This window comes from Mesorhizobium sp. P2_C5_2, assembly GCF_056404535.1.
Genome location: NZ_JBFUDV010000002.1, coordinates 680,927 through 698,713, shown reverse-complemented (window position 1 = coordinate 698,713; position 17,787 = coordinate 680,927). Strand labels below are relative to the sequence as shown.

The following is a 17,787-nucleotide window of genomic DNA, read 5'->3' as shown; positions in this document are numbered from 1 at the left end:
CGGGCAGAGAAAGCAGGTAAGGAGTTCAAGCATGTGCAGAAACATCAAGACCCTGTTCAATTTCGATCCACCCGCGACCCATGACGAGATCCGCGACGCCGCCCTTCAGTTCGTGCGCAAATTGAGCGGAACGACGCGCCCCTCGCAGCGCAACCAGGCGGCCTTCGACCGTGCCGTCGAGGCGATCGCTGAATCGGCGCATGAATTGCTGCATTCGCTCGAAACCACGCATCATCCGCGCAATCGCGAAGAGGTGGCGGCCAAGGCGAAAGCCAAATCGGCGCTGCGCTTCGCCTGAGGAAATCCAGATGAGCTTCTTCCCCGGCAAGGACCCTGAGCCTGGCGATGCCTTCGCCAGCGACCAGATCGAGCTGATGGTCATCCCGAACGCCAAGGACATTGACGGTTTTCAGGTTCGCCGCGCTCTGCCGACGGCAAGGCGGCGGCTGGTCGGTCCCTTCATCTTCTTCGATCGCATGGGGCCGGCGATATTGCGCGCCGGCCAGGCGCTCGATGTCCGGCCGCACCCGCATATCGGGCTTTCCACCGTCACCTATCTGTTCGACGGCAACATCAGGCACCGCGACTCGCTCGGCACCGAAATGGTCATCCAGCCCGGCGACGTGAATTTGATGACCGCTGGCCGCGGCATCGTCCATTCCGAGCGCACGCCGGAAGAACTGCGCGGCGCGCCGATGTCGATCTCCGGCCTGCAGACCTGGCTGGCTTTGCCCGACGGCAAGGAGGAAGTGGCGCCGGTGTTCGAGAACACCGCAGCGCTCCTTCTGCCCGAAATCGACGCCGAAGGCGTCAGCGGTCGCGTGGTGATCGGCGATTTCCAGGGGTTGCGCTCGCCGGTAAGGGCCGATACCGAAACGCTCTACGCTGATCTGCGCCTGGCCCCCGGCGCCAGCGTGAAAATTCCCGCCGACGCCGAGGAACGCGCCATCTACACGCTGGACGGCGATGTTTCGATATCGGGTGACCGCTTTCCGGCCGAACGGCTCCTGGTATTCAGGCCTGGCGACGAAATTGTTGTTTCGTCCGAGCGCGGCGCCCATTTCATGCTGTTCGGCGGCGCTTCGCTCGGCTCCCCACGCCACATCTGGTGGAACTTCGTCTCGTCGTCGAAGGAGCGCATCGAACAGGCCAAGCAGGAATGGAAGACGGGCCGCTTCGATATCGTTCCTGGAGACGAGGAAGAATTCATTCCGTTACCGGACAATTAACGTCAGCAGGACCCGCGTCACTGACACGCATTTACATTCGGGCGGCGCAGGCATATTTCGCCCATGATCAACGCGCATGAACGAAAATAGCTGGGCAGGCTCCTAAACAGTGAACGCAACGCTGCATACGCCGCTTCTCGACAAGGTTCGCATTCCCGCCGACCTGAAGAAGCTTGACGAAAGCGAGCTGCCGCAGCTGGCCTCGGAGCTGCGCGCCGAGTTGATCGATGCCGTCTCGCATACGGGCGGGCATCTCGGCGCCGGCCTCGGTGTCGTCGAACTGACCGTGGCATTGCACTACGTCTTCAACACGCCGGAAGACCGGGTGATCTGGGATGTCGGCCACCAGGCCTACCCGCACAAGATCCTGACTGGGCGCCGCGACCGCATCCGCACGCTGCGCCAGGAGGGCGGCCTGTCCGGCTTCACCCGCCGCACTGAGAGCGAATACGACCCGTTCGGCGCCGCGCATTCCTCGACCTCGATTTCGGCCGGCCTCGGCATGGCCATGGCGCGCGACCTCTCCGGCGGCAACAACAATGTCATTGCCGTCATCGGCGACGGCGCCATGTCGGCGGGCATGGCCTTCGAGGCATTGAACAATGCCGGCGCGCTCGATGCCCGGCTGATCGTCATCCTCAACGACAACGACATGTCGATCGCGCCGCCGACCGGCGCCATGAGCGCCTATCTGGCGCGTCTCGCTTCAGGGAAGACCTATCTCGGCCTGCGCGATTTCGGCAAGAAACTGACCTCTTATCTCGGCAAACGCGCCGATCGTGCTATCAAGCGGGCGGTCGAGCATGCGCGCGGCTACGTCACCGGCGGCACGCTGTTCGAGGAGCTCGGCTTCTACCATATCGGCCCGATCGACGGCCATAATCTCGAGCATTTGATCCCGGTCCTGAAGAATGTCCGCGACCATGCCGACGGCCCGGTGCTGATCCATGTCGTGACCCAGAAGGGCAAGGGTTACGCGCCGGCTGAGGCTGCGCCCGATAAATATCACGGCGTCAACAAGTTCGACGTCATCACCGGCGCGCAGACCAAGGCGCCGGCCAACGCGCCGGCCTACACCAAGGTGTTCGCCGAAAGCCTGATCCAGGAAGCCCGCGCCGACGACCGCATCGTCGCCGTCACCGCCGCCATGCCGAACGGCACCGGCCTCGATCTGTTCGGCGAAGCGTTTCCGACCCGGACCTTCGATGTCGGCATCGCCGAGCAGCATGCGGTGACCTTTGCCGCCGGCCTCGCCACCGAAGGCTACAAGCCCTTCGCCGCCATCTACTCGACCTTCCTGCAGCGCGCCTACGACCAGGTCGTCCACGACGTGGCGATCCAGAAACTGCCGGTGCGCTTCCCGATCGATCGCGCCGGCTTTGTCGGCGCCGACGGCGCCACCCATTGCGGCGCTTTCGACACCACTTTCCTCGCGACACTGCCCGGTTTCGTCGTGATGGCGGCGGCGGACGAGGCGGAGCTTCGCCACATGGTGCGCACCGCCGCCTATTATGATGAAGGCCCGATTGCCTTCCGCTATCCGCGCGGCAATGGCGTCGGCGTCGATATGCCGGAGCGCGGCTCGGTGCTCGAAATCGGCAAGGGCCGTATCGTTAGGGAAGGCACCAAGGTGGCGCTGTTGTCCTTCGGCACGCGGCTGCAGGACTGCCTGATCGCCGCCGAGGAACTCGGCGCGGCCGGGCTTTCGACGACGGTCGCGGACGCCCGTTTCGCCAAGCCGCTCGATGAGGATCTGATCCGCCGGCTCGCCCGTTCGCACGAAGTGCTGGTGACGGTGGAAGAGGGCGCTGTCGGCGGCTTCGCCAGCCATGTGCTGCAGTTCCTCGCCCATGAAGGCCTGCTGGAAAGCGGCCTGAAGGTGCGGCCGCTGGTGCTGCCGGACGAGTTCACCGACCACGCCAAGCCGGAAAAAATGTATGCCGATGCCGGGCTCGATGCCGCCGGCATCGTGCGCACGGTGTTCGTTGCGCTTGGCCATTCGGCCCACGCGCAGCGCGCCTGAATCAAAATCTCAAGCCTTTGAAGCGGTTTGCCGGCTTCCTTCCGTAACGTTCTGTTAACGCTTCTGTTTGGCGTTTCGCTTACCGTGTCTTTTGGCCGTTTTTCAACGCCGCCCTGCTAGAACCCGACCAAGGCAGGGAGTTAAAAACAATGCGAACGCTTCTGTGCGGCGTGGCCCTTTTGGCCGTCATCGCCGCGCCGGCCGTGGCCGAAACCCGCTACGACCGCAAGCTCGAACAGGCGGTGGTCGAGATCGTCGCCGGCAAGATGGGCAACATCAGGGGCGGATTCTCCTACAAGCAGGTGCCGCAGCTCGTCGTCGTGCCGGATGCGCCTGTCGTGCCTGTCGAGCCGTCGCGCAAGCAGGCCTCCGGCGATGTGGGTGATGCCCTGATGCCGGCCGTCGAACGGCCGGTTTCGCGTACCATTTTCTAGAACCACATATCGCGTACGCAGCGCCCATCGCGCGGCAGGTCGTCATAAGTATCGAGCCCGTCGAAATGATCGATCGGCAGGTCCGCGACCGCCTCCGGCGGCGCCAGCCTGACATTGACGGCGATCCGCGTGCGGCCGCTGGAACCGGTGCGCAGGCCGCGCCAGGCAAGCACACAGGCGCAGGTAGGGCAGAACAGGATCTCGAGCGAGGGCGTCTCCTCGCCGGCCCGCGTGTAGGAACACACCGGCCCCACGACGCGGATGCGCTCATCGACAAAATCATAGGCCCAGAGCGTACCGTAGCGGCGGCAAAGCGTGCAGTTGCAGGCGGTGATCGGCCCGGGGTCGCCCTCCAGGTTCCAGTGGGCGGCGCCGCAATGGCAGGTTCCCGTCAGCATTGGTCCTCCTCCGTATTGCCTGACCATCCCGCCCCGGCATCTTTCAGCTGGGCATGTTCTCGAACTGGGGAAGGTCAAGTGGCTTTACCCATCCGAGACGACGCCTGGTGAACATCTCGAGTTTCGGCGCGATCAGCTCAGGGCGGTCGAGACTTCCGAGCTGGACGAACACCGTGCCGGGGAAGCCTTCGAGATTGTCCGTGAATACCCGCGCCGCACATTCCGGGCAGTAATTCCGGTCGAGCCCATTGCCCGAATTGGCGATGTAGTGAAACGCTTTCGGTTTGCCGCTGATCAGCGTGAAATCATCCTCTGGCACGGCGAAAAACGTCGCAGCTTCGCCGCCGGAAGCCTTCTTGCAGTCGAGACAGTGACAAATTGCAATGAAAGTGGGATCGGTATCAAACTCGAATTTGACGGCGCCGCAGGCGCACTTCGCAGTGTACTTCTTGGCCACGACTTGGTCTCCTTGTATTGCAATGACAGTGGTTTTAAACGTGCCCACCCTGCGTCGCATGAAGCGTCGTTAGGGGTCGCCTTCAAACGTCCAGCGGGCGGCGCCGCAATGGCAGGTTCCCGTCAGCATTGGTGTTCCTCCGCAATGCGTGAGCGCCCCGGCCATCTTGCCGGACTTGCTGCGATATTCAACCGGCCGACTGATCTGCGTCTCCAGTTCCAGTGTCGCTCTCATGCCAATGTCCTTGCCTTCGCGACCGGCTTTCGCCATGAAGGCCGATGAACTCCCCGCTGCCAGCCAGCACACGCCAGCGGCTCGACGAACTGCTCGTCCAGCGCGGCCTGTGCGCGAGCCGGTCGCGCGCCCGTGACGCGATCGAGCGTGGCACCGTGACGGTCGACGGAGTGATCGCCCGCAAGCCCGGCCAGACGGTTCTGCCACAATGTCTCATCGCCATCGACGATCCCGCGCAGGGCTATGTCTCACGCGCGGCGCTGAAGCTGATCGCCGGGCTCGACCATTTCAGTCTCGACCCCGCGGGCAGCGAGGCGCTTGACATCGGCGCCTCGACCGGCGGCTTCACCCAGGTGTTGCTCGAACGCGGCGCGGCTCACGTTACGGCCATCGATGTCGGCCACGGCCAGATGCATTCCGATGTCTCGTCCGACCCGCGCGTCACGGCGATCGAGGGATTGAACGCCCGCGAGCTCACGGCTGCCGATCTCGGCGGCCGTACCCCGGATTTCATCGTTTCCGACGTCAGCTTCATTTCGCTGAAACTGGCGATGCCACCGGCGTTGGCATTGGCACGGGACGGCGCTCGTGCGGTGCTTCTGGTCAAACCGCAATTCGAGGCCGGCCGCGAGGCAATCGGCAAGGGCGGCTTGCTGAAAGACCCCTATGACGCCGCCCGCGTTGCCGGCCTGCTGCAGGAATGGCTCGAAGGCGTCCCTGGCTGGCGTACATTGGGCCTGCACATGTCGCCGATCGAAGGCGGCGACGGCAACCGCGAATTCCTGCTCGGTGGGATCAAGGACCGATGAGCACGCGCTTCACCATCAAGAGATTAGGCTCGCAAGGCGATGGCGTCGCCGAGACGGAAACGGGCGAGCTGTTCATCCCCTTCACGCTGCCCGGCGAAACCGTCACCGCGGCGCGCGAAAGGGACCGAGCCACGCTGATGGCGGTGCTGGAGGCCTCGCCACTGCGCATCGAGCCGGCCTGCCGGCATTTCACCGAATGCGGCGGCTGCGCCGTCCAGCATCTGCAAGCCGACGCTTACCGGCAATGGAAACGCGACAAGGTCGTACACGCCTTGAAGGGCATTGCCGGCGACGTCGGCGCCTTGGTGCCGTGTGCACCACACACACGCCGCCGCGTTGTGCTTGCCGCAAGGCGCGCCGACACCGGCATGCTGCTCGGCTTCCATCGCCATCTGTCGCCGGAAATCATCCCGATCGAGGAATGCCCGATCTCGCTGCCGGAGATCGTCGCCGCGCTCGATCGCTTGCGATCCGTCGCCGACCTGGTTTGCGCCACGACCAAATCGTTCCGGATGGCCGTCACTGTGACGGGTTCTGGCCTTGACGTCGCGGTCTATGAGTCGGGCAAGCTGGGCGAGAACCAGCGTCGGGTCGCCTCCAACTTCGTCATGGCCAATGGATTTGCCCGGCTTTCGATCGACGACGAGATCGTCATCGAGCCGAAAAAGCCGGTGGTCATGTTTGGCACCGTCGCTGTCGCCGTGCCGCCTGGCGCCTTCCTGCAGGCAACCGAAGCCGCCGAGCAGACGATGGCCGACCTTGTTGGCGGACACCTGAAACGGGCCAAGAAAGTCGCCGATCTTTTCGCCGGCTGCGGCAGCTTTGCGCTTCGGCTCGCGGCGAAATCCGAGGTCCATGCGGTCGAAGGCGACGCGGCCGCCCTTTCGGCGCTCGACCGGGGATCACGCTTCGCGACCGGCCTGAAACGGGTAACCGGCGAACGCCGCGACCTGTTCCGGCGTCCGCTGACGTTCAAGGAGCTGAACGCCTTCGACGGCGTCGTCTTCGACCCGCCGCGCGCCGGCGCCGAGGACCAGTCGAAGCAGATCGCCCGCTCGGACGTGCCGTTTGTTGCCGCTGTCTCCTGCAATCCGGTAACGCTGGCGCGGGACCTGCGCATCCTCATGGACGGCGGTTATGTGCTGAAAAGCGTAACACCCATCGACCAGTTCCTGTGGTCGCCGCATGTCGAGGCCGTGGCGCTGCTGGAGAAGCCGAAGAGACGGCGTTAATCCGCCGATTTTCACAACGCCGTGCTTGAGTTTGCCGCTCCCCGCAAGACGTAATCGGCTTGCATCCTAGCCTTCGCGGACGCTTTCGTACCCGGCCGCTTTTGCGGCCTTAATGAACTTACGGTCGAAGGTCACAAACGCAGAGCAGTGCGAGGACTTGCCCAGATGGAGCGCATCGGCGAAATCCATTCCCGTCTCGGCTAGATCGAGCGCGGAAGAGACAATCGCAGCATCCTCTATCTCGACAGCGGGAAGCCCGCCGAACACCCGCAGTGCATTGACGATCGAGGCCTGATCATAACCATAGGCGCTGCGCAGCACCCACTCAGCCTCCAGGATCACCGTGACGGTGACAAAGACGGGTTGACCGTCGATCAGCCGCCGGGCTCGCGGGGACTGCTCGGGATCGTCGTTCGTCAGATACCTGACGACAACGTTGGTATCAATCGCGAGCATGGCGCCGTCGGGCTTCAGCAAGGACGCCCGCGTCCATTTCCTCCAGCGTCTTCGGCCTGCCACTGTGCGGTAGGACGCCAAAGACATCTTCTGGTCGCGTCGGGGCAAAGGCCGGCGCCGATTTCAAAAGTACTCCGTCCGGCGTGTCTTCGACCTGAAGGCGCGTGCCCGCGCCCCAGTCCCTCCGTTTCCGGATCGCGCTGGGCAGGATTACCTGTCCCTTGGTGGAGACGGTCGTTATAAGCTTTTCTGTCGCAGCCATCGCGGACACCTTTGTGTAAGACAAAGGTAAGATAGCCTTATCGCGGCAGCTATTCAAGCCGGCCGGATTTGTATCCTCAAACCCTGGTGCCGCCGACCGTCATCTGGTTCATCCTGAGATGCGGCTGGCCGACGCCGACCGGTACGCCCTGTCCGGCCTTGCCGCACATGCCGATGCCGTTGTCGAGCTTCATGTCGTTGCCGATCATCGACACACGGTGCATGGCGTCAGGCCCGTTGCCGATCAGCATGGCGCCCTTGATCGGCTGCGTCACCTTGCCGTTCTCGATCATGTAGGCCTCGGTGCAGCCGAACACGAACTTGCCCGAGGTGATGTCGACCTGGCCGCCGCCGAAGGAAACGGCATAGATGCCGTTCTTGACCGAGGCGATGATCTCGTCCGGTTCCATGTCGCCAGATGTCATGTAGGTGTTGGTCATGCGCGGCATGGGCTGGTGCGCATAGCCTTCGCGCCGGCCGTTGCCGGTCGCCTTCATGCCCATCAGCCGGGCGTTCTGGCGGTCCTGCATGTAGCCGACCAGCTTGCCGTCCTCGATCAGCACATTGCGGGCCGATGGCGTGCCTTCATCGTCGACGGTCAGCGAGCCGCGCCGCTCGGGCATGGTGCCGTCATCGACCACCGTGACGCCCTTGGCCGCCACCTGCTGACCGAGCAGGCCGGCAAAGGCCGAGGTCTTCTTGCGGTTGAAGTCGCCTTCCAGCCCGTGGCCGACCGCTTCGTGCAGCATGACGCCCGGCCAGCCGCTGGACAGCACGATGTCGAACGTGCCGGCCGGCGCCGGGATGGCTTCGAGGTTGACCAGCGCCTGGCGCAGCGCCTCCTTGGCCGCATGCTTCCAGCTGTCCTCGACCAGGAATTCGCCGAACGCCTTGCGCCCGCCCATGCCGTAGGAGCCGCTTTCCTGGCGGTCGCCGTCGCCGACCACGACTGAAACGTTGATCCTGACCAGGGGGCGGATGTCGCGCACCATCTGGCCGTCGGCGCGCACGATCTCGACATGCTGCCACGACGCTGCAAGCGAGGCCGTCACCTGGCGCACGCGCGGATCCTCTGCCCGCAGCCATGCGTCGATCTCCTGCAACAGCTTGGCCTTGACCTCGAAGGAAGGCGACGGGATCGGGTTCTCATCGCCATAGAGATGGCGGTTGGTGCGGGCAGGGGCGGCGGCAAGCGTGCCGGAATAGCCGCCCTTGACGGTCGACACCGCATCCGCCGCGCGCAGCAGCGACGCTTCGGACAGATCGCTGGAATGCGCGTAACCGCTGGCCTCGCCTGCCACGGCGCGCAGGCCAAAGCCCTGGTCGGTGTTGAAATTGGCGGTCTTCAGCTTGCCATTGTCGAACATCAGCGCTTCGCTCTCGCTGTATTCGAGGAACAGTTCACCGTCATCGGCGCCGTTGAGAGTGTCGGCGACGATCCGCTTGATGCGATCGTCGGAAATATCGAATTGGCCGATCAGGCTGTTCATGGCAGGTCCGTTCACGCGAGGAATGGTTGTCGCCACGATGTAGGCGCGAAGACCCGCCTGCACAATCCGCAATGAGAATTGCTAGCCGGCGACCGCCTGGACATCAAGCTCAGGGCAGGGCGGCAAAACCGTCGGCGAAGCCTTTGAGGTCGACGGGGATGCCAATGCCTTCTTCCGGCGTCTGAAAGACGATGAAGGTGGCCGACGTGCCGGTCTTCAGCGTGTCGAGCAGCGGCTTTTCGAGAATGACCTCGGCATAGCAGCCGTCCTGGAAGCAGCGCACGAAATAGGCGCGGCCGATGTCCTTGCCGTCGACATTGAGGCCGAGCCCGTTGGGCAGGAGCACGCCGAGCGGCGCCAGCACGCGCAGGATCTCGGCTTTGTTATCTGCCGTGCGCAGCACGACGACGGAAAGTCCCATTTCCGGGCGATCCTCGGCGACGACGTTTTGCATCATCACGCACTGTTCCGAGGTGGCGCCGGCCGGTGTGTCGCAGATGATCGACCACGCGCCATGCGTCGACTTGACCGTGCCGCTCGGCTGCGCTGCATTGGCGATGCCGGTTGCGGACGAGCCGATACCGATCAGGGCGGCGAGAAAGATGACCTTCGCCCCGCTTCTCGAAAGCCAAGCGCTTTTCGAATGCCAAGCGTTTCTCGAAAGCCAAGAGGTCATGACGGCTCCATTGCGAATCACGGCACTTTAAGCCGCGCCAAGGCCAAGTAAAGGATAGGGCGACCGCCGGTCAGCCCCGGCAAGCGCAATAATGCGCTTTTCCCTAGCAAATTCGCCCGAATTGCGACCGTCGCGCGCATTCCGGCCACAAGCCCGCGCAGCCCATCTGTCGACGATACGCGCGGGGCAAAAGGCCGCTGAAACGGTGTGGTCGCGCTTGCGCGCAAAAATGCCGCACGGTTTCGTCCGCTCCTTTCTTGCGGAGGGAAATAGAGTATGGTTTGAACCAGCTTGGGACTGTCCGGGATTCCCATCCCGGCATTGTTCGATATTCTTGCGTCGCGATCGCGAGGAACCGGGAGATGAAGAGGGCGATGAGAAAATTCCCAGCAAGCGCCAAATTGATGGCAACAGCAGGTGCTGCCGTCGCATTTTTCGCCGGTGCCTCCGCCCACGCGGCCCAGCCGCAGCCGTGGGAGACCAGTTTTCAGCCGCCGGCAACCGACATGATGCGGCAGATCGAGTGGTTCGGGAACTACACGATGTGGTTCGTCGTCCCGATCACCGCCCTGGTGCTGGCCCTTCTGGCCTGGTGCATCTTCAGGTTCCGGGCAAGCGTCAACCCGGTTCCGTCCAAGACCAGCCACAACACGCTGATCGAGATTATCTGGACAGTCGGGCCGGTCGTGATCCTGCTCTTCATCGCCATTCCCTCGTTCCAGCTCCTGACCGCGCAGTACACGCCGCCGGAAGAAGCCAAGCTGACCGTCAAGGCGACGGGCAATCAGTGGAACTGGGACTATGAGTACCAGACCGAGAACACGCTCTCCTTCAACTCGGCCATTCTTCAGGACGCCGATCGCGCGGCGATCGGCAAGGAAGACCGCAAGGTCTATCCGCGCCTGCTGGCGGTCGATAACGAGCTGGTGGTGCCGGTCAACACCATGACCCGTGTCCTGATCACCGCGACCGACGTCATCCACTCCTTCGCCATGCCGGCCTTCGGCATCAAGATGGACGCGGTTCCCGGCCGCACCAACGAGACCTGGTTCAAGGCGGAAAAGGAAGGCCTCTATTATGGCCAGTGCTCGCAGCTCTGCGGCAAGGACCACGCCTTCATGCCGATCGCCATCCGCGTCGTCTCCGACGCGCAGTACAAGACCTGGCTGGCAGCAGCCAAGACCGACCTTCCCGGCGCCAACAAGGCGCTGATGGCCGAGGTCGACGGTACCAACAAGGTAGCGGCCGCCGGCAATTGATGCCGCGGGTTAGCAAGAATTAGGGAACGGAGCCGACCATGGCAGATGCTGCAGCTCACGACGACCACGACCACAAGCCCTATCACGGCTGGGTCCGCTGGGTGTATTCGACCAACCACAAGGACATCGGCACGCTCTATCTGATCTTCGCGATCTTCGCGGGCATCGTCGGCGGCGCGCTTTCGGTCGTCATCCGCATGGAGCTGCAGGAGCCGGGCATCCAGATCTTCACCGGCCTGGCGCAGATGGTCTACGGCATGAACGGCGATGCCGCCATCGACGGCGGCAAGAGCATGTACAACGCCTTCGGCACCGCGCACGCCCTGATCATGATCTTCTTCATGGTCATGCCGGCGCTGATCGGCGGCTTCGCCAACTGGATGGTGCCGATCATGATCGGCGCGCCTGACATGGCCTTCCCGCGCATGAACAACATCTCGTTCTGGCTGCTGCCGCCGGCCTTCATCCTGTTGCTCACCTCGATGTTCATGCCGAGCGCGCCCGGCGCTTTCGGCGTCGGTGGCGGCTGGACGCTCTATCCGCCGCTGTCGACCTCCGGCCAGCCCGGGCCAGCCATGGATCTGGCGATCCTGTCGATCCATATTGCCGGCGCCTCGTCGATCCTCGGCGCCATCAACTTCATCACCACCATCTTCAACATGCGCGCGCCGGGCATGACCCTGCACAAGATGCCGTTGTTTGCGTGGTCGGTGCTGGTCACCGCCTTCCTGCTGCTCTTGTCGCTTCCGGTTCTGGCCGGCGGCATCACCATGCTGCTTACCGACCGCAATTTCGGCACCACCTTCTTCGCGCCGGACGGTGGCGGCGATCCGATCCTGTTTCAGCATCTGTTCTGGTTCTTCGGTCACCCGGAAGTGTACATCCTGATCCTGCCGGGCTTCGGCATCATCAGCCACATCGTCTCGACCTTCTCGAAGAAGCCGGTGTTCGGCTATCTCGGCATGGCCTACGCCATGGTGGCAATCGGCGCCGTCGGCTTCATCGTCTGGGCGCACCACATGTACACGACCGGCCTGTCGCTCGACACGCAGCGCTATTTCGTCTTCGCCACCATGGTTATCGCGGTGCCAACGGGCGTGAAGATCTTCTCCTGGATCGCGACGATGTGGGGCGGGTCGATCTCGTTCAAGACGCCGATGCTGTGGGCGCTGGGCTTCATCTTCCTGTTCACCATCGGTGGCGTCACCGGCGTCCAGCTCGCCAATGCCGGCCTCGACCGCTCGCTGCATGACACCTATTTCGTCATTGCGCACTTCCACTATGTGCTGTCGCTGGGCGCTGTCTTCGCCATCTTCGCTGGCTGGTACTACTGGTTCCCGAAGATGACCGGCTACATGTACTCGCCGGTGATCGCCAACACCCACTTCTGGGTCACGTTTGTTGGCGTCAACCTGATCTTCTTCCCGCAGCACTTCCTCGGTCTTGCCGGCATGCCACGCCGTACCATCGACTATCCGGACGCGTTTGCCGGCTGGAACTATGTGTCGTCCATTGGCTCCTATATCTCGGCCGTCGGCGTTTTGATCTTCCTCTACTGCGTCTTCGAGGCTTTCCAGAAGAAGCGGGTCGCCGGCGCCAATCCATGGGGCGAAGGTGCAACGACGCTCGAATGGCAGCTGCCTTCGCCGCCGCCCTTCCACCAGTGGGAACAGCTGCCGAAGATCAAGTAAGGCAGCTGAATACGAAACCGCCGGCCCGCCGGCGGTTTTGGCCAACGGAATGATTGGACTCAACTACGCATGGCCCTGGTCGACGACCCAATGATTGACGAAGCGGGCTTTCGCATGTCGGAAGCAACCGCGGGCGATTTCTTCGCCCTGCTGAAGCCGCGCGTCATGTCGCTGGTGGTGTTCACGGCCTTTGTCGGCATGGTAGCGGCGCCCATGACCATCAACCCGCTGCTGGCGGTGATTGCCATCCTGGCCATTGCCATCGGCGCCGGCGCCTCGGGCGCGCTCAACATGTGGTACGACGCCGACATCGACGCGGTGATGAGCCGGACCGCCCGCCGCCCGGTGCCTTCCGGCCGCATCCTGCCCGGCGAAGCCCTGAGCTTCGGGCTTGTGCTGTCGGTGCTGTCGGTGATGACGCTGGGTGTGCTGGTCAACTGGCTGTCGGCGGCGCTGCTCGCCTTCACCATCTTCTTCTATGCCGTCGTCTACACGATGTGGCTGAAGCGCTCGACGCCGCAGAACATCGTCATTGGCGGCGCTGCCGGCGCCATCCCGCCGGTGATCGGCTGGGCGGCGGTGACCGGGACGGTCAGCCTCGAAAGCCTCGTCCTGTTCCTGATCATCTTCTTGTGGACGCCGCCGCATTTCTGGGCGCTGGCGCTGTTCAAGTCCGATGACTACGCCAAGGCCGGCATCCCGATGATGCCTGTTATCGCCGGCCAGGCCTCGACCCGGCGCCAGATCTTTGCCTATGCGCTGATCCTGGCGCCGATCGGCGTGCTGCCCTGGGTGCTCGGCTTCACCACCGCCTTCTATGGTATGGCTTCGCTGGCGCTTGGCGCCGGCTTCGTCTGGTATGCCTGGAAAGTGCTGCGCATGACTGACGACGACCGCGTCATGAAGCCGGCCAAGGCGTTGTTTGCCTATTCGCTGCTCTACCTCTTTGCCATCTTCGCCATCTACCTCGCCGACTGTGTCGTCGGTCGCGCCTTGGCCATCGGTGGAGCATGACCATGATCGACAAGAAGCTTGAACTGGTCACGCTGACCGAGAGCCAGAAGAAGGCGCGGCGCAACCGTTCGGCGGCCATCGGCGTGGCGCTGGCGGTGCTGGTCGTCATCTTCTATGCCGCGACCATCGTGAAATTCGGCCATACCGGATGAATGTGAGGCCGATGATGACCCGCCAGACCGTGACTGATCCCGAAAAGAAGAACACCAACCGCGTCGTCGCCGCTGTTTGCGTTGCCTTCTTCGGCGGCATGATCGGCATGGCCTATGCCGCGGTGCCGCTCTACAAGATGTTCTGCCAGGCCACCGGCTATGGCGGCACCACGCAGCGCGCCGAAAAGCAATATGCCGGCCGCGTCCTCGACCGTGACATCACCGTCCGCTTCGACGCCAACACCAACGGCATTCCCTGGCAGTTCCAGCCGGTCGCCCGCTCGGTCACCATCAAGATCGGCGAGACCACGCAAGCCCATTACAGCGCCACCAACAAGTTCGACCGCGCCATCACCGGCCGCGCCACCTTCAACGTGCAGCCGGAACTGGCAGGTCCCTACTTCAACAAAGTCGAGTGTTTCTGCTTTACCGACACGACGCTGAAGCCCGGCGAGACGCTGGACATGCCGGTCGTGTTCTATGTGGACCCAGACATCGTCAACGTGCCGGAGCTGAAGGACTTGAAGACGATCACCCTGTCCTACACCATGTTCCCGGTCGAAAAGAACAAACCGGTCGCTTCATCGGCGCCGGACAGCACCACCAAAGTTTCAGATACCGAAGCAAATCTCGGGGGTTGATATGGCAGACGCGCACGCAAAACCACAACACGACTACCATCTCGTCAACCCGAGCCCATGGCCCTTCCTGGGGTCCATCGGGGCGCTGGTCATGGCGATCGGCGGCGTCGCCCTGATGCAGTATCTCAAGAACGGTGATTTCCCGGTCTTCGGCCACAACATCGCCAACCCGTGGCTGTTCTTCATCGGCCTGATCATCGTCCTCTACACGATGTTCGCCTGGTGGTCGGATACGATCAAGGAAGCGCATGAGGGCCACCACACGCGGGTCGTGTCGCTGCATCTGCGCTACGGCATGATCATGTTCATCGCTTCGGAAGTGATGTTCTTCGTCGCCTGGTTCTGGGCCTATTTCGACGCCAGCCTGTTTCCGAGCGAAGCGCAGCAATATGCCCGCACCGCCTTTACTGGCGGCGTCTGGCCGCCGAAGGGTCTCGAAGTCCTCGATCCCTTCCATCTGCCGCTCTACAACACCATCATCCTGCTGCTGTCGGGCACCACGGTCACCTGGGCGCACCATTCGCTCATCCACGGCGATCGCAAGGGGCTGATCAATGGCCTGGTGCTGACCGTCGGTCTCGGCATGCTGTTCACCATGGTGCAGGCCTATGAGTACATACACGCGCCGTTCGGCTTCAAGGATTCCATCTATGGCGCCACCTTCTTCATGGCGACCGGCTTCCATGGCTTCCACGTCATCATCGGCACCATCTTCCTGGCTGTCTGCCTGATCCGTGCGATGAAGGGCGACTTCACGCCGAAGCAGCATTTCGGCTTCGAGGCGGCCGCCTGGTACTGGCACTTCGTCGACGTGGTCTGGCTGTTCCTGTTCAGCGCGATCTATGTCTGGGGATCGGCCGGTGCGATGATTGAAGGCCACTGACGGCTTTCATCGGGGGATCAGCGCCCAAGGAATCAGAGAGGCGGCCGCGGCAATACGGCCGCCTTTCTTCTTTTTGGCGCCCATCCATAGCTTACGGTTTCGGCAGATGGGGCTGGCTGCTTCAATTGGTCGACTGGACCGACGGCTGCATTGCGGTTACCGACTCCGACATGGATGAAATCTGGACTATGGTGCCGGACGGAACGCCGATTGAAATCGAGCCGTAGAGCATGAGCGAAGACAAAGCGATCTGGCCACCCGTCGAGCCGATTTCGGCCGGCCTGCACGGCCGCTGTCCGCGTTGCGGCGAAGGGCGGCTGTTCTCCGGCTTCCTGACCGTCGGCAAGCGCTGCATGAATTGCGGGCTGGATTATTCCTACGCCGATGCCGGCGATGGTCCGGCCGTGTTCGTCATCCTGATCATCGGCTTCATCATCGTTGGGCTGGCGCTGTGGGTGGAAGTGACGCTGAGCCCGCCGCTCTGGCTGCATTTCATCATCTGGATACCGCTGGCGGTGGCGCTGTGCCTGACGGCGCTCAGGCTGATCAAGGGCGTGCTGCTGACGCTGCAATACACCAACAAGGCTGCCGAAGGCCGGCTGGACCACGAGCAATGAGCGAGGCACTGGCGAAAACCGCCGGCCGTTCGCGGCCGAAGACGGCGTTGCTGCTCGGCCTCGGCCTGGTGCTGTTCGTCATACTACTGGGGCTCGGCACCTGGCAGATGCAGCGCCTGCACCGGAAGGAAGACCTGCTGGCGACCATCGACCAGCGCACCCACTCGGCGCCGCGGCCACTGGCGGACGTCGAAAAGGAATTCGCCGCCACCGGCGATGTCGACTACACGCCGGTCACTGTCAGCGGCACATTCCTGCATTCGGGCGAGCGGCATTTCTACGCCACCTGGGACGGTGACGCCGGCTTCAATGTCTACACGCCGCTGGCGCTCGACGATGGCCGCTTCGTGTTGATCAACCGCGGCTTCGTGCCCTATGATCTCAAGGATGCCGCCAAGCGCCCGCAAGGCCAGGTGACGGGCAAGGTCACGGTCACCGGGCTGGCCCGCAATCCGCTGCCGGCCAAGCCGTCGATGATGCTGCCCGACAATGACGTGGCCAAGAACATCTTCTACTGGAAGGACCGGGATGTCATGGCGGCGAGCGCCAGCCTGCCGGCTGGTGCCGCGCTGGTACCGATCTTTATCGACGCCGACAAGACGCCGAACCCCGGCGGGCTGCCTGTCGGTGGCGTCACCATCATCGATCTGCCGAATTCTCATTTGCAATATGCCTTCACCTGGTATGGCTTGGCAGCCGCCCTTGCGGCGGTTCTGATCATCAGGCTGCGCCGCCCGGCAAAAGCCGAATGATGCCAGTCGCCCTTGACAGGGCAGGGGTGCACACCTCATTTCGGCTCTGAACAACGGCCCCGGATTCATGCTTCACACCAAGACCAAGCCTCCTCTGACGATCCGGCTCTGCCAGCCGCGCGGCTTTTGCGCCGGCGTCGACCGCGCCATCCAGATCGTCGTGCTGGCGTTGAAGAAATACGGCGCGCCGGTCTATGTCCGCCATGAGATCGTGCACAACCGTTATGTCGTCGAAGGCCTGCAAAGCCTCGGCGCGGTGTTCATCGAAGAACTGTCGGAAATCCCGGCCGAGCATCGCAAGTCGCCGGTGGTGTTTTCGGCCCATGGCGTGCCGAAATCGGTGCCGGCCGATGCCCAGGCGCGCGAACTCTTTTATCTCGACGCCACCTGCCCGCTGGTTTCGAAGGTGCACAAGCAGGCGATGCGCCACCAGCGGCTCGGCCGCCATGTGCTTTTGATCGGCCATGCCGGGCACCCCGAAGTGATCGGCACCATGGGCCAGCTGGCGGACGGCGCCGTCACGCTGATCGAGACCGAGGCCGACGCCGCGGCCTTTGCGCCGGCCGACCCCGAGGCGCTCGGCTTCGTCACCCAGACGACGCTGTCGGTCGAGGACACCGCCGGCATCATCCGGGCGTTGCAGGAGCGCTTCCCGCAGCTGCATGCGCCGGCCGCCGAATCGATCTGCTACGCCACCACCAACCGCCAGGAGGCGGTCAAGGAAACCGCCGCCGGCGCCGATCTCTATCTGATCGTCGGTGCGCCCAATTCCTCCAATTCGCGCCGTCTTGTCGAGGTGGCGGAGCGCGCCGGCGCCACCATGTCGCTTCTCGTACAGCGCGCCGCCGAAATTCCGTGGAATGACATCACCAACATTTCGACGCTCGGCCTGTCGGCCGGCGCGTCGGCGCCGGAGATCATCGTCGACGAGATCGTCGATGCCTTCCGCCAGCGCTTCGAGGTGACCATCGATCTCGCGATCACGGCGACCGAAACGGAGGATTTTCCAGTCATGCGGGTTCTGCGCGATGTCGAACTGACGCGGGCCGACATGGCCTTCGTCAACGGAGCCGCGTGAA

Annotated in this window: 22 protein-coding genes and 1 pseudogene; 16 read left to right on the top strand and 7 right to left on the bottom strand. The window is 63.3% G+C overall.

Annotated features, from left to right (window positions below):
• Positions 1-31: 31 nt before the first annotated feature.
• The 4 genes from AC1D1B_RS10280 (at position 32) to AC1D1B_RS10265 (ending at position 3,686) form a co-directional block, all read left to right on the top strand.
• Positions 32-298 carry a DUF2277 domain-containing protein gene (locus AC1D1B_RS10280; protein WP_181058335.1) on the top strand — a complete coding sequence of 89 codons (267 nt, stop codon included), beginning with the start codon at positions 32-34 and terminating at the stop codon, positions 296-298.
• Positions 299-308: 10 nt separating this feature from the next.
• Positions 309-1,229: a pirin family protein gene (locus AC1D1B_RS10275; protein ID WP_477331711.1), complete on the top strand. Its 921-nt coding sequence runs from the start codon at positions 309-311 to the stop codon at positions 1,227-1,229.
• A 109-nt stretch (positions 1,230-1,338) separates the two neighbouring features.
• Positions 1,339-3,252: a 1-deoxy-D-xylulose-5-phosphate synthase gene (gene dxs, locus AC1D1B_RS10270; RefSeq protein ID WP_477331710.1), complete on the top strand. Its 1,914-nt coding sequence runs from the start codon at positions 1,339-1,341 to the stop codon at positions 3,250-3,252.
• 149 nt (positions 3,253-3,401) lie between these two features.
• Complete coding sequence (locus tag AC1D1B_RS10265) at positions 3,402-3,686, top strand: hypothetical protein (RefSeq protein WP_477331708.1); 285 nt, start codon at positions 3,402-3,404, stop codon at positions 3,684-3,686.
• Here the strand turns inward: AC1D1B_RS10265 and AC1D1B_RS10260 are convergent.
• The 3 genes from AC1D1B_RS10260 to AC1D1B_RS10250 form a co-directional block, all read right to left on the bottom strand.
• Positions 3,683-4,084, bottom strand: coding sequence for a GFA family protein (locus tag AC1D1B_RS10260; RefSeq protein ID WP_477331706.1), 402 nt, complete (start codon positions 4,082-4,084; stop codon positions 3,683-3,685). The genes AC1D1B_RS10265 and AC1D1B_RS10260 overlap by 4 nt on opposite strands.
• Positions 4,085-4,127: 43 nt before the next feature.
• Entirely contained in the window at positions 4,128-4,541 is a 414-nt protein-coding gene (locus tag AC1D1B_RS10255; RefSeq protein WP_477233801.1) for a GFA family protein, read from the bottom strand.
• Positions 4,542-4,610: 69 nt separating this feature from the next.
• Positions 4,611-4,775, bottom strand: a complete 165-nt coding sequence (locus tag AC1D1B_RS10250; protein WP_477331704.1) for a hypothetical protein — start codon at positions 4,773-4,775, stop codon at positions 4,611-4,613.
• Between the two features lie 44 nt (positions 4,776-4,819).
• Here AC1D1B_RS10250 and AC1D1B_RS10245 point away from each other — a divergent pair, with 44 nt between their 5' ends.
• Entirely contained in the window at positions 4,820-5,584 is a 765-nt protein-coding gene (locus AC1D1B_RS10245) for a TlyA family RNA methyltransferase (protein ID WP_477331702.1), read from the top strand.
• Positions 5,581-6,816 carry a class I SAM-dependent RNA methyltransferase gene (locus AC1D1B_RS10240; protein WP_477331700.1) on the top strand — a complete coding sequence of 412 codons (1,236 nt, stop codon included), beginning with the start codon at positions 5,581-5,583 and terminating at the stop codon, positions 6,814-6,816. The genes AC1D1B_RS10245 and AC1D1B_RS10240 overlap by 4 nt, the downstream gene beginning before the upstream one ends.
• A 66-nt stretch (positions 6,817-6,882) precedes the next feature.
• On the opposite strand, the gene AC1D1B_RS10235 is transcribed toward AC1D1B_RS10240, so the two are convergent.
• The 4 genes from AC1D1B_RS10235 to AC1D1B_RS10220 all read right to left on the bottom strand — a co-directional run bounded on the left by AC1D1B_RS10235 (position 6,883) and on the right by AC1D1B_RS10220 (position 9,699).
• The gene (locus AC1D1B_RS10235; RefSeq protein ID WP_477332118.1) at positions 6,883-7,272 is read right to left on the bottom strand and encodes a type II toxin-antitoxin system VapC family toxin; all 390 of its coding nucleotides are present in this window, start codon (positions 7,270-7,272) and stop codon (positions 6,883-6,885) included.
• On the bottom strand, positions 7,259-7,534 hold the full coding sequence (locus tag AC1D1B_RS10230; protein ID WP_477263384.1) for an AbrB/MazE/SpoVT family DNA-binding domain-containing protein: 276 nt from the start codon (positions 7,532-7,534) through the stop codon (positions 7,259-7,261). The genes AC1D1B_RS10235 and AC1D1B_RS10230 overlap by 14 nt, the downstream gene beginning before the upstream one ends.
• A 76-nt stretch (positions 7,535-7,610) precedes the next feature.
• On the bottom strand, positions 7,611-9,023 hold the full coding sequence (gene tldD / locus AC1D1B_RS10225) for a metalloprotease TldD (RefSeq protein ID WP_477331699.1): 1,413 nt from the start codon (positions 9,021-9,023) through the stop codon (positions 7,611-7,613).
• Between the two features lie 109 nt (positions 9,024-9,132).
• Positions 9,133-9,699: an invasion associated locus B family protein gene (locus tag AC1D1B_RS10220; protein WP_477331697.1), complete on the bottom strand. Its 567-nt coding sequence runs from the start codon at positions 9,697-9,699 to the stop codon at positions 9,133-9,135.
• A 362-nt stretch (positions 9,700-10,061) separates the two neighbouring features.
• On the opposite strand from AC1D1B_RS10220, the gene coxB reads away from it, so the two are divergent.
• The 10 genes and pseudogenes from coxB (at position 10,062) to ispH (ending at position 17,786) form a co-directional block, all read left to right on the top strand.
• A complete protein-coding gene (gene coxB / locus AC1D1B_RS10215) occupies positions 10,062-10,958 on the top strand; it encodes a cytochrome c oxidase subunit II (protein ID WP_477331695.1) in 897 nt (298 codons plus the stop codon).
• 38 nt (positions 10,959-10,996) lie between these two features.
• Positions 10,997-12,649: a cytochrome c oxidase subunit I gene (ctaD, locus tag AC1D1B_RS10210; protein WP_181058324.1), complete on the top strand. Its 1,653-nt coding sequence runs from the start codon at positions 10,997-10,999 to the stop codon at positions 12,647-12,649.
• Positions 12,650-12,718: 69 nt separating this feature from the next.
• Entirely contained in the window at positions 12,719-13,663 is a 945-nt protein-coding gene (locus tag AC1D1B_RS10205) for a heme o synthase (protein ID WP_477331693.1), read from the top strand.
• Between the two features lie 2 nt (positions 13,664-13,665).
• Positions 13,666-13,815: a hypothetical protein gene (locus tag AC1D1B_RS10200; protein WP_181058533.1), complete on the top strand. Its 150-nt coding sequence runs from the start codon at positions 13,666-13,668 to the stop codon at positions 13,813-13,815.
• A 14-nt stretch (positions 13,816-13,829) separates the two neighbouring features.
• On the top strand, positions 13,830-14,456 hold the full coding sequence (locus AC1D1B_RS10195; protein WP_477331691.1) for a cytochrome c oxidase assembly protein: 627 nt from the start codon (positions 13,830-13,832) through the stop codon (positions 14,454-14,456).
• A gap of 1 nt (position 14,457) precedes the next feature.
• Positions 14,458-15,339 carry a cytochrome c oxidase subunit 3 gene (locus AC1D1B_RS10190; protein WP_477331689.1) on the top strand — a complete coding sequence of 294 codons (882 nt, stop codon included), beginning with the start codon at positions 14,458-14,460 and terminating at the stop codon, positions 15,337-15,339.
• Positions 15,340-15,434: 95 nt separating this feature from the next.
• Positions 15,435-15,566, top strand: a pseudogene (locus tag AC1D1B_RS10185) (L,D-transpeptidase family protein); the annotation flags it as partial.
• Positions 15,567-15,569: 3 nt separating this feature from the next.
• Positions 15,570-15,956, top strand: coding sequence for a DUF983 domain-containing protein (locus AC1D1B_RS10180; RefSeq protein WP_477331687.1), 387 nt, complete (start codon positions 15,570-15,572; stop codon positions 15,954-15,956).
• A complete protein-coding gene (locus AC1D1B_RS10175; RefSeq protein ID WP_477331685.1) occupies positions 15,953-16,708 on the top strand; it encodes an SURF1 family protein in 756 nt (251 codons plus the stop codon). Before AC1D1B_RS10180 ends, AC1D1B_RS10175 begins: the two co-directional genes overlap by 4 nt.
• Before the next feature lie 67 nt (positions 16,709-16,775).
• On the top strand, positions 16,776-17,786 hold the full coding sequence (ispH, locus tag AC1D1B_RS10170) for a 4-hydroxy-3-methylbut-2-enyl diphosphate reductase (protein WP_477331683.1): 1,011 nt from the start codon (positions 16,776-16,778) through the stop codon (positions 17,784-17,786).
• Position 17,787 lies beyond the last annotated feature (1 nt).

What these genes read in the sequence shown, in the direction of transcription:
- AC1D1B_RS10280 (WP_181058335.1), top strand. Translation starts at nt 32, where the DNA reads ATGTGCAGAAACATCAAGACCCTGTTCAATTTCGATCCACCCGCGACC.
- AC1D1B_RS10275 (WP_477331711.1), top strand. Translation starts at nt 309, where the DNA reads ATGAGCTTCTTCCCCGGCAAGGACCCTGAGCCTGGCGATGCCTTCGCC.
- AC1D1B_RS10265 (WP_477331708.1), top strand. Translation starts at nt 3,402, where the DNA reads ATGCGAACGCTTCTGTGCGGCGTGGCCCTTTTGGCCGTCATCGCCGCG.
- AC1D1B_RS10260 (WP_477331706.1), bottom strand. Translation starts at nt 4,084, where the DNA reads ATGCTGACGGGAACCTGCCATTGCGGCGCCGCCCACTGGAACCTGGAG.
- AC1D1B_RS10250 (WP_477331704.1), bottom strand. Translation starts at nt 4,775, where the DNA reads ATGAGAGCGACACTGGAACTGGAGACGCAGATCAGTCGGCCGGTTGAA.
- AC1D1B_RS10245 (WP_477331702.1), top strand. Translation starts at nt 4,820, where the DNA reads ATGAACTCCCCGCTGCCAGCCAGCACACGCCAGCGGCTCGACGAACTG.
- AC1D1B_RS10240 (WP_477331700.1), top strand. Translation starts at nt 5,581, where the DNA reads ATGAGCACGCGCTTCACCATCAAGAGATTAGGCTCGCAAGGCGATGGC.
- AC1D1B_RS10235 (WP_477332118.1), bottom strand. Translation starts at nt 7,272, where the DNA reads ATGCTCGCGATTGATACCAACGTTGTCGTCAGGTATCTGACGAACGAC.
- AC1D1B_RS10230 (WP_477263384.1), bottom strand. Translation starts at nt 7,534, where the DNA reads ATGGCTGCGACAGAAAAGCTTATAACGACCGTCTCCACCAAGGGACAG.
- tldD (WP_477331699.1), bottom strand. Translation starts at nt 9,023, where the DNA reads ATGAACAGCCTGATCGGCCAATTCGATATTTCCGACGATCGCATCAAG.
- AC1D1B_RS10220 (WP_477331697.1), bottom strand. Translation starts at nt 9,699, where the DNA reads ATGACCTCTTGGCTTTCGAGAAACGCTTGGCATTCGAAAAGCGCTTGG.
- coxB (WP_477331695.1), top strand. Translation starts at nt 10,062, where the DNA reads ATGAAGAGGGCGATGAGAAAATTCCCAGCAAGCGCCAAATTGATGGCA.
- ctaD (WP_181058324.1), top strand. Translation starts at nt 10,997, where the DNA reads ATGGCAGATGCTGCAGCTCACGACGACCACGACCACAAGCCCTATCAC.
- AC1D1B_RS10205 (WP_477331693.1), top strand. Translation starts at nt 12,719, where the DNA reads ATGGCCCTGGTCGACGACCCAATGATTGACGAAGCGGGCTTTCGCATG.
- AC1D1B_RS10200 (WP_181058533.1), top strand. Translation starts at nt 13,666, where the DNA reads ATGATCGACAAGAAGCTTGAACTGGTCACGCTGACCGAGAGCCAGAAG.
- AC1D1B_RS10195 (WP_477331691.1), top strand. Translation starts at nt 13,830, where the DNA reads ATGACCCGCCAGACCGTGACTGATCCCGAAAAGAAGAACACCAACCGC.
- AC1D1B_RS10190 (WP_477331689.1), top strand. Translation starts at nt 14,458, where the DNA reads ATGGCAGACGCGCACGCAAAACCACAACACGACTACCATCTCGTCAAC.
- AC1D1B_RS10180 (WP_477331687.1), top strand. Translation starts at nt 15,570, where the DNA reads ATGAGCGAAGACAAAGCGATCTGGCCACCCGTCGAGCCGATTTCGGCC.
- AC1D1B_RS10175 (WP_477331685.1), top strand. Translation starts at nt 15,953, where the DNA reads ATGAGCGAGGCACTGGCGAAAACCGCCGGCCGTTCGCGGCCGAAGACG.
- ispH (WP_477331683.1), top strand. Translation starts at nt 16,776, where the DNA reads ATGCTTCACACCAAGACCAAGCCTCCTCTGACGATCCGGCTCTGCCAG.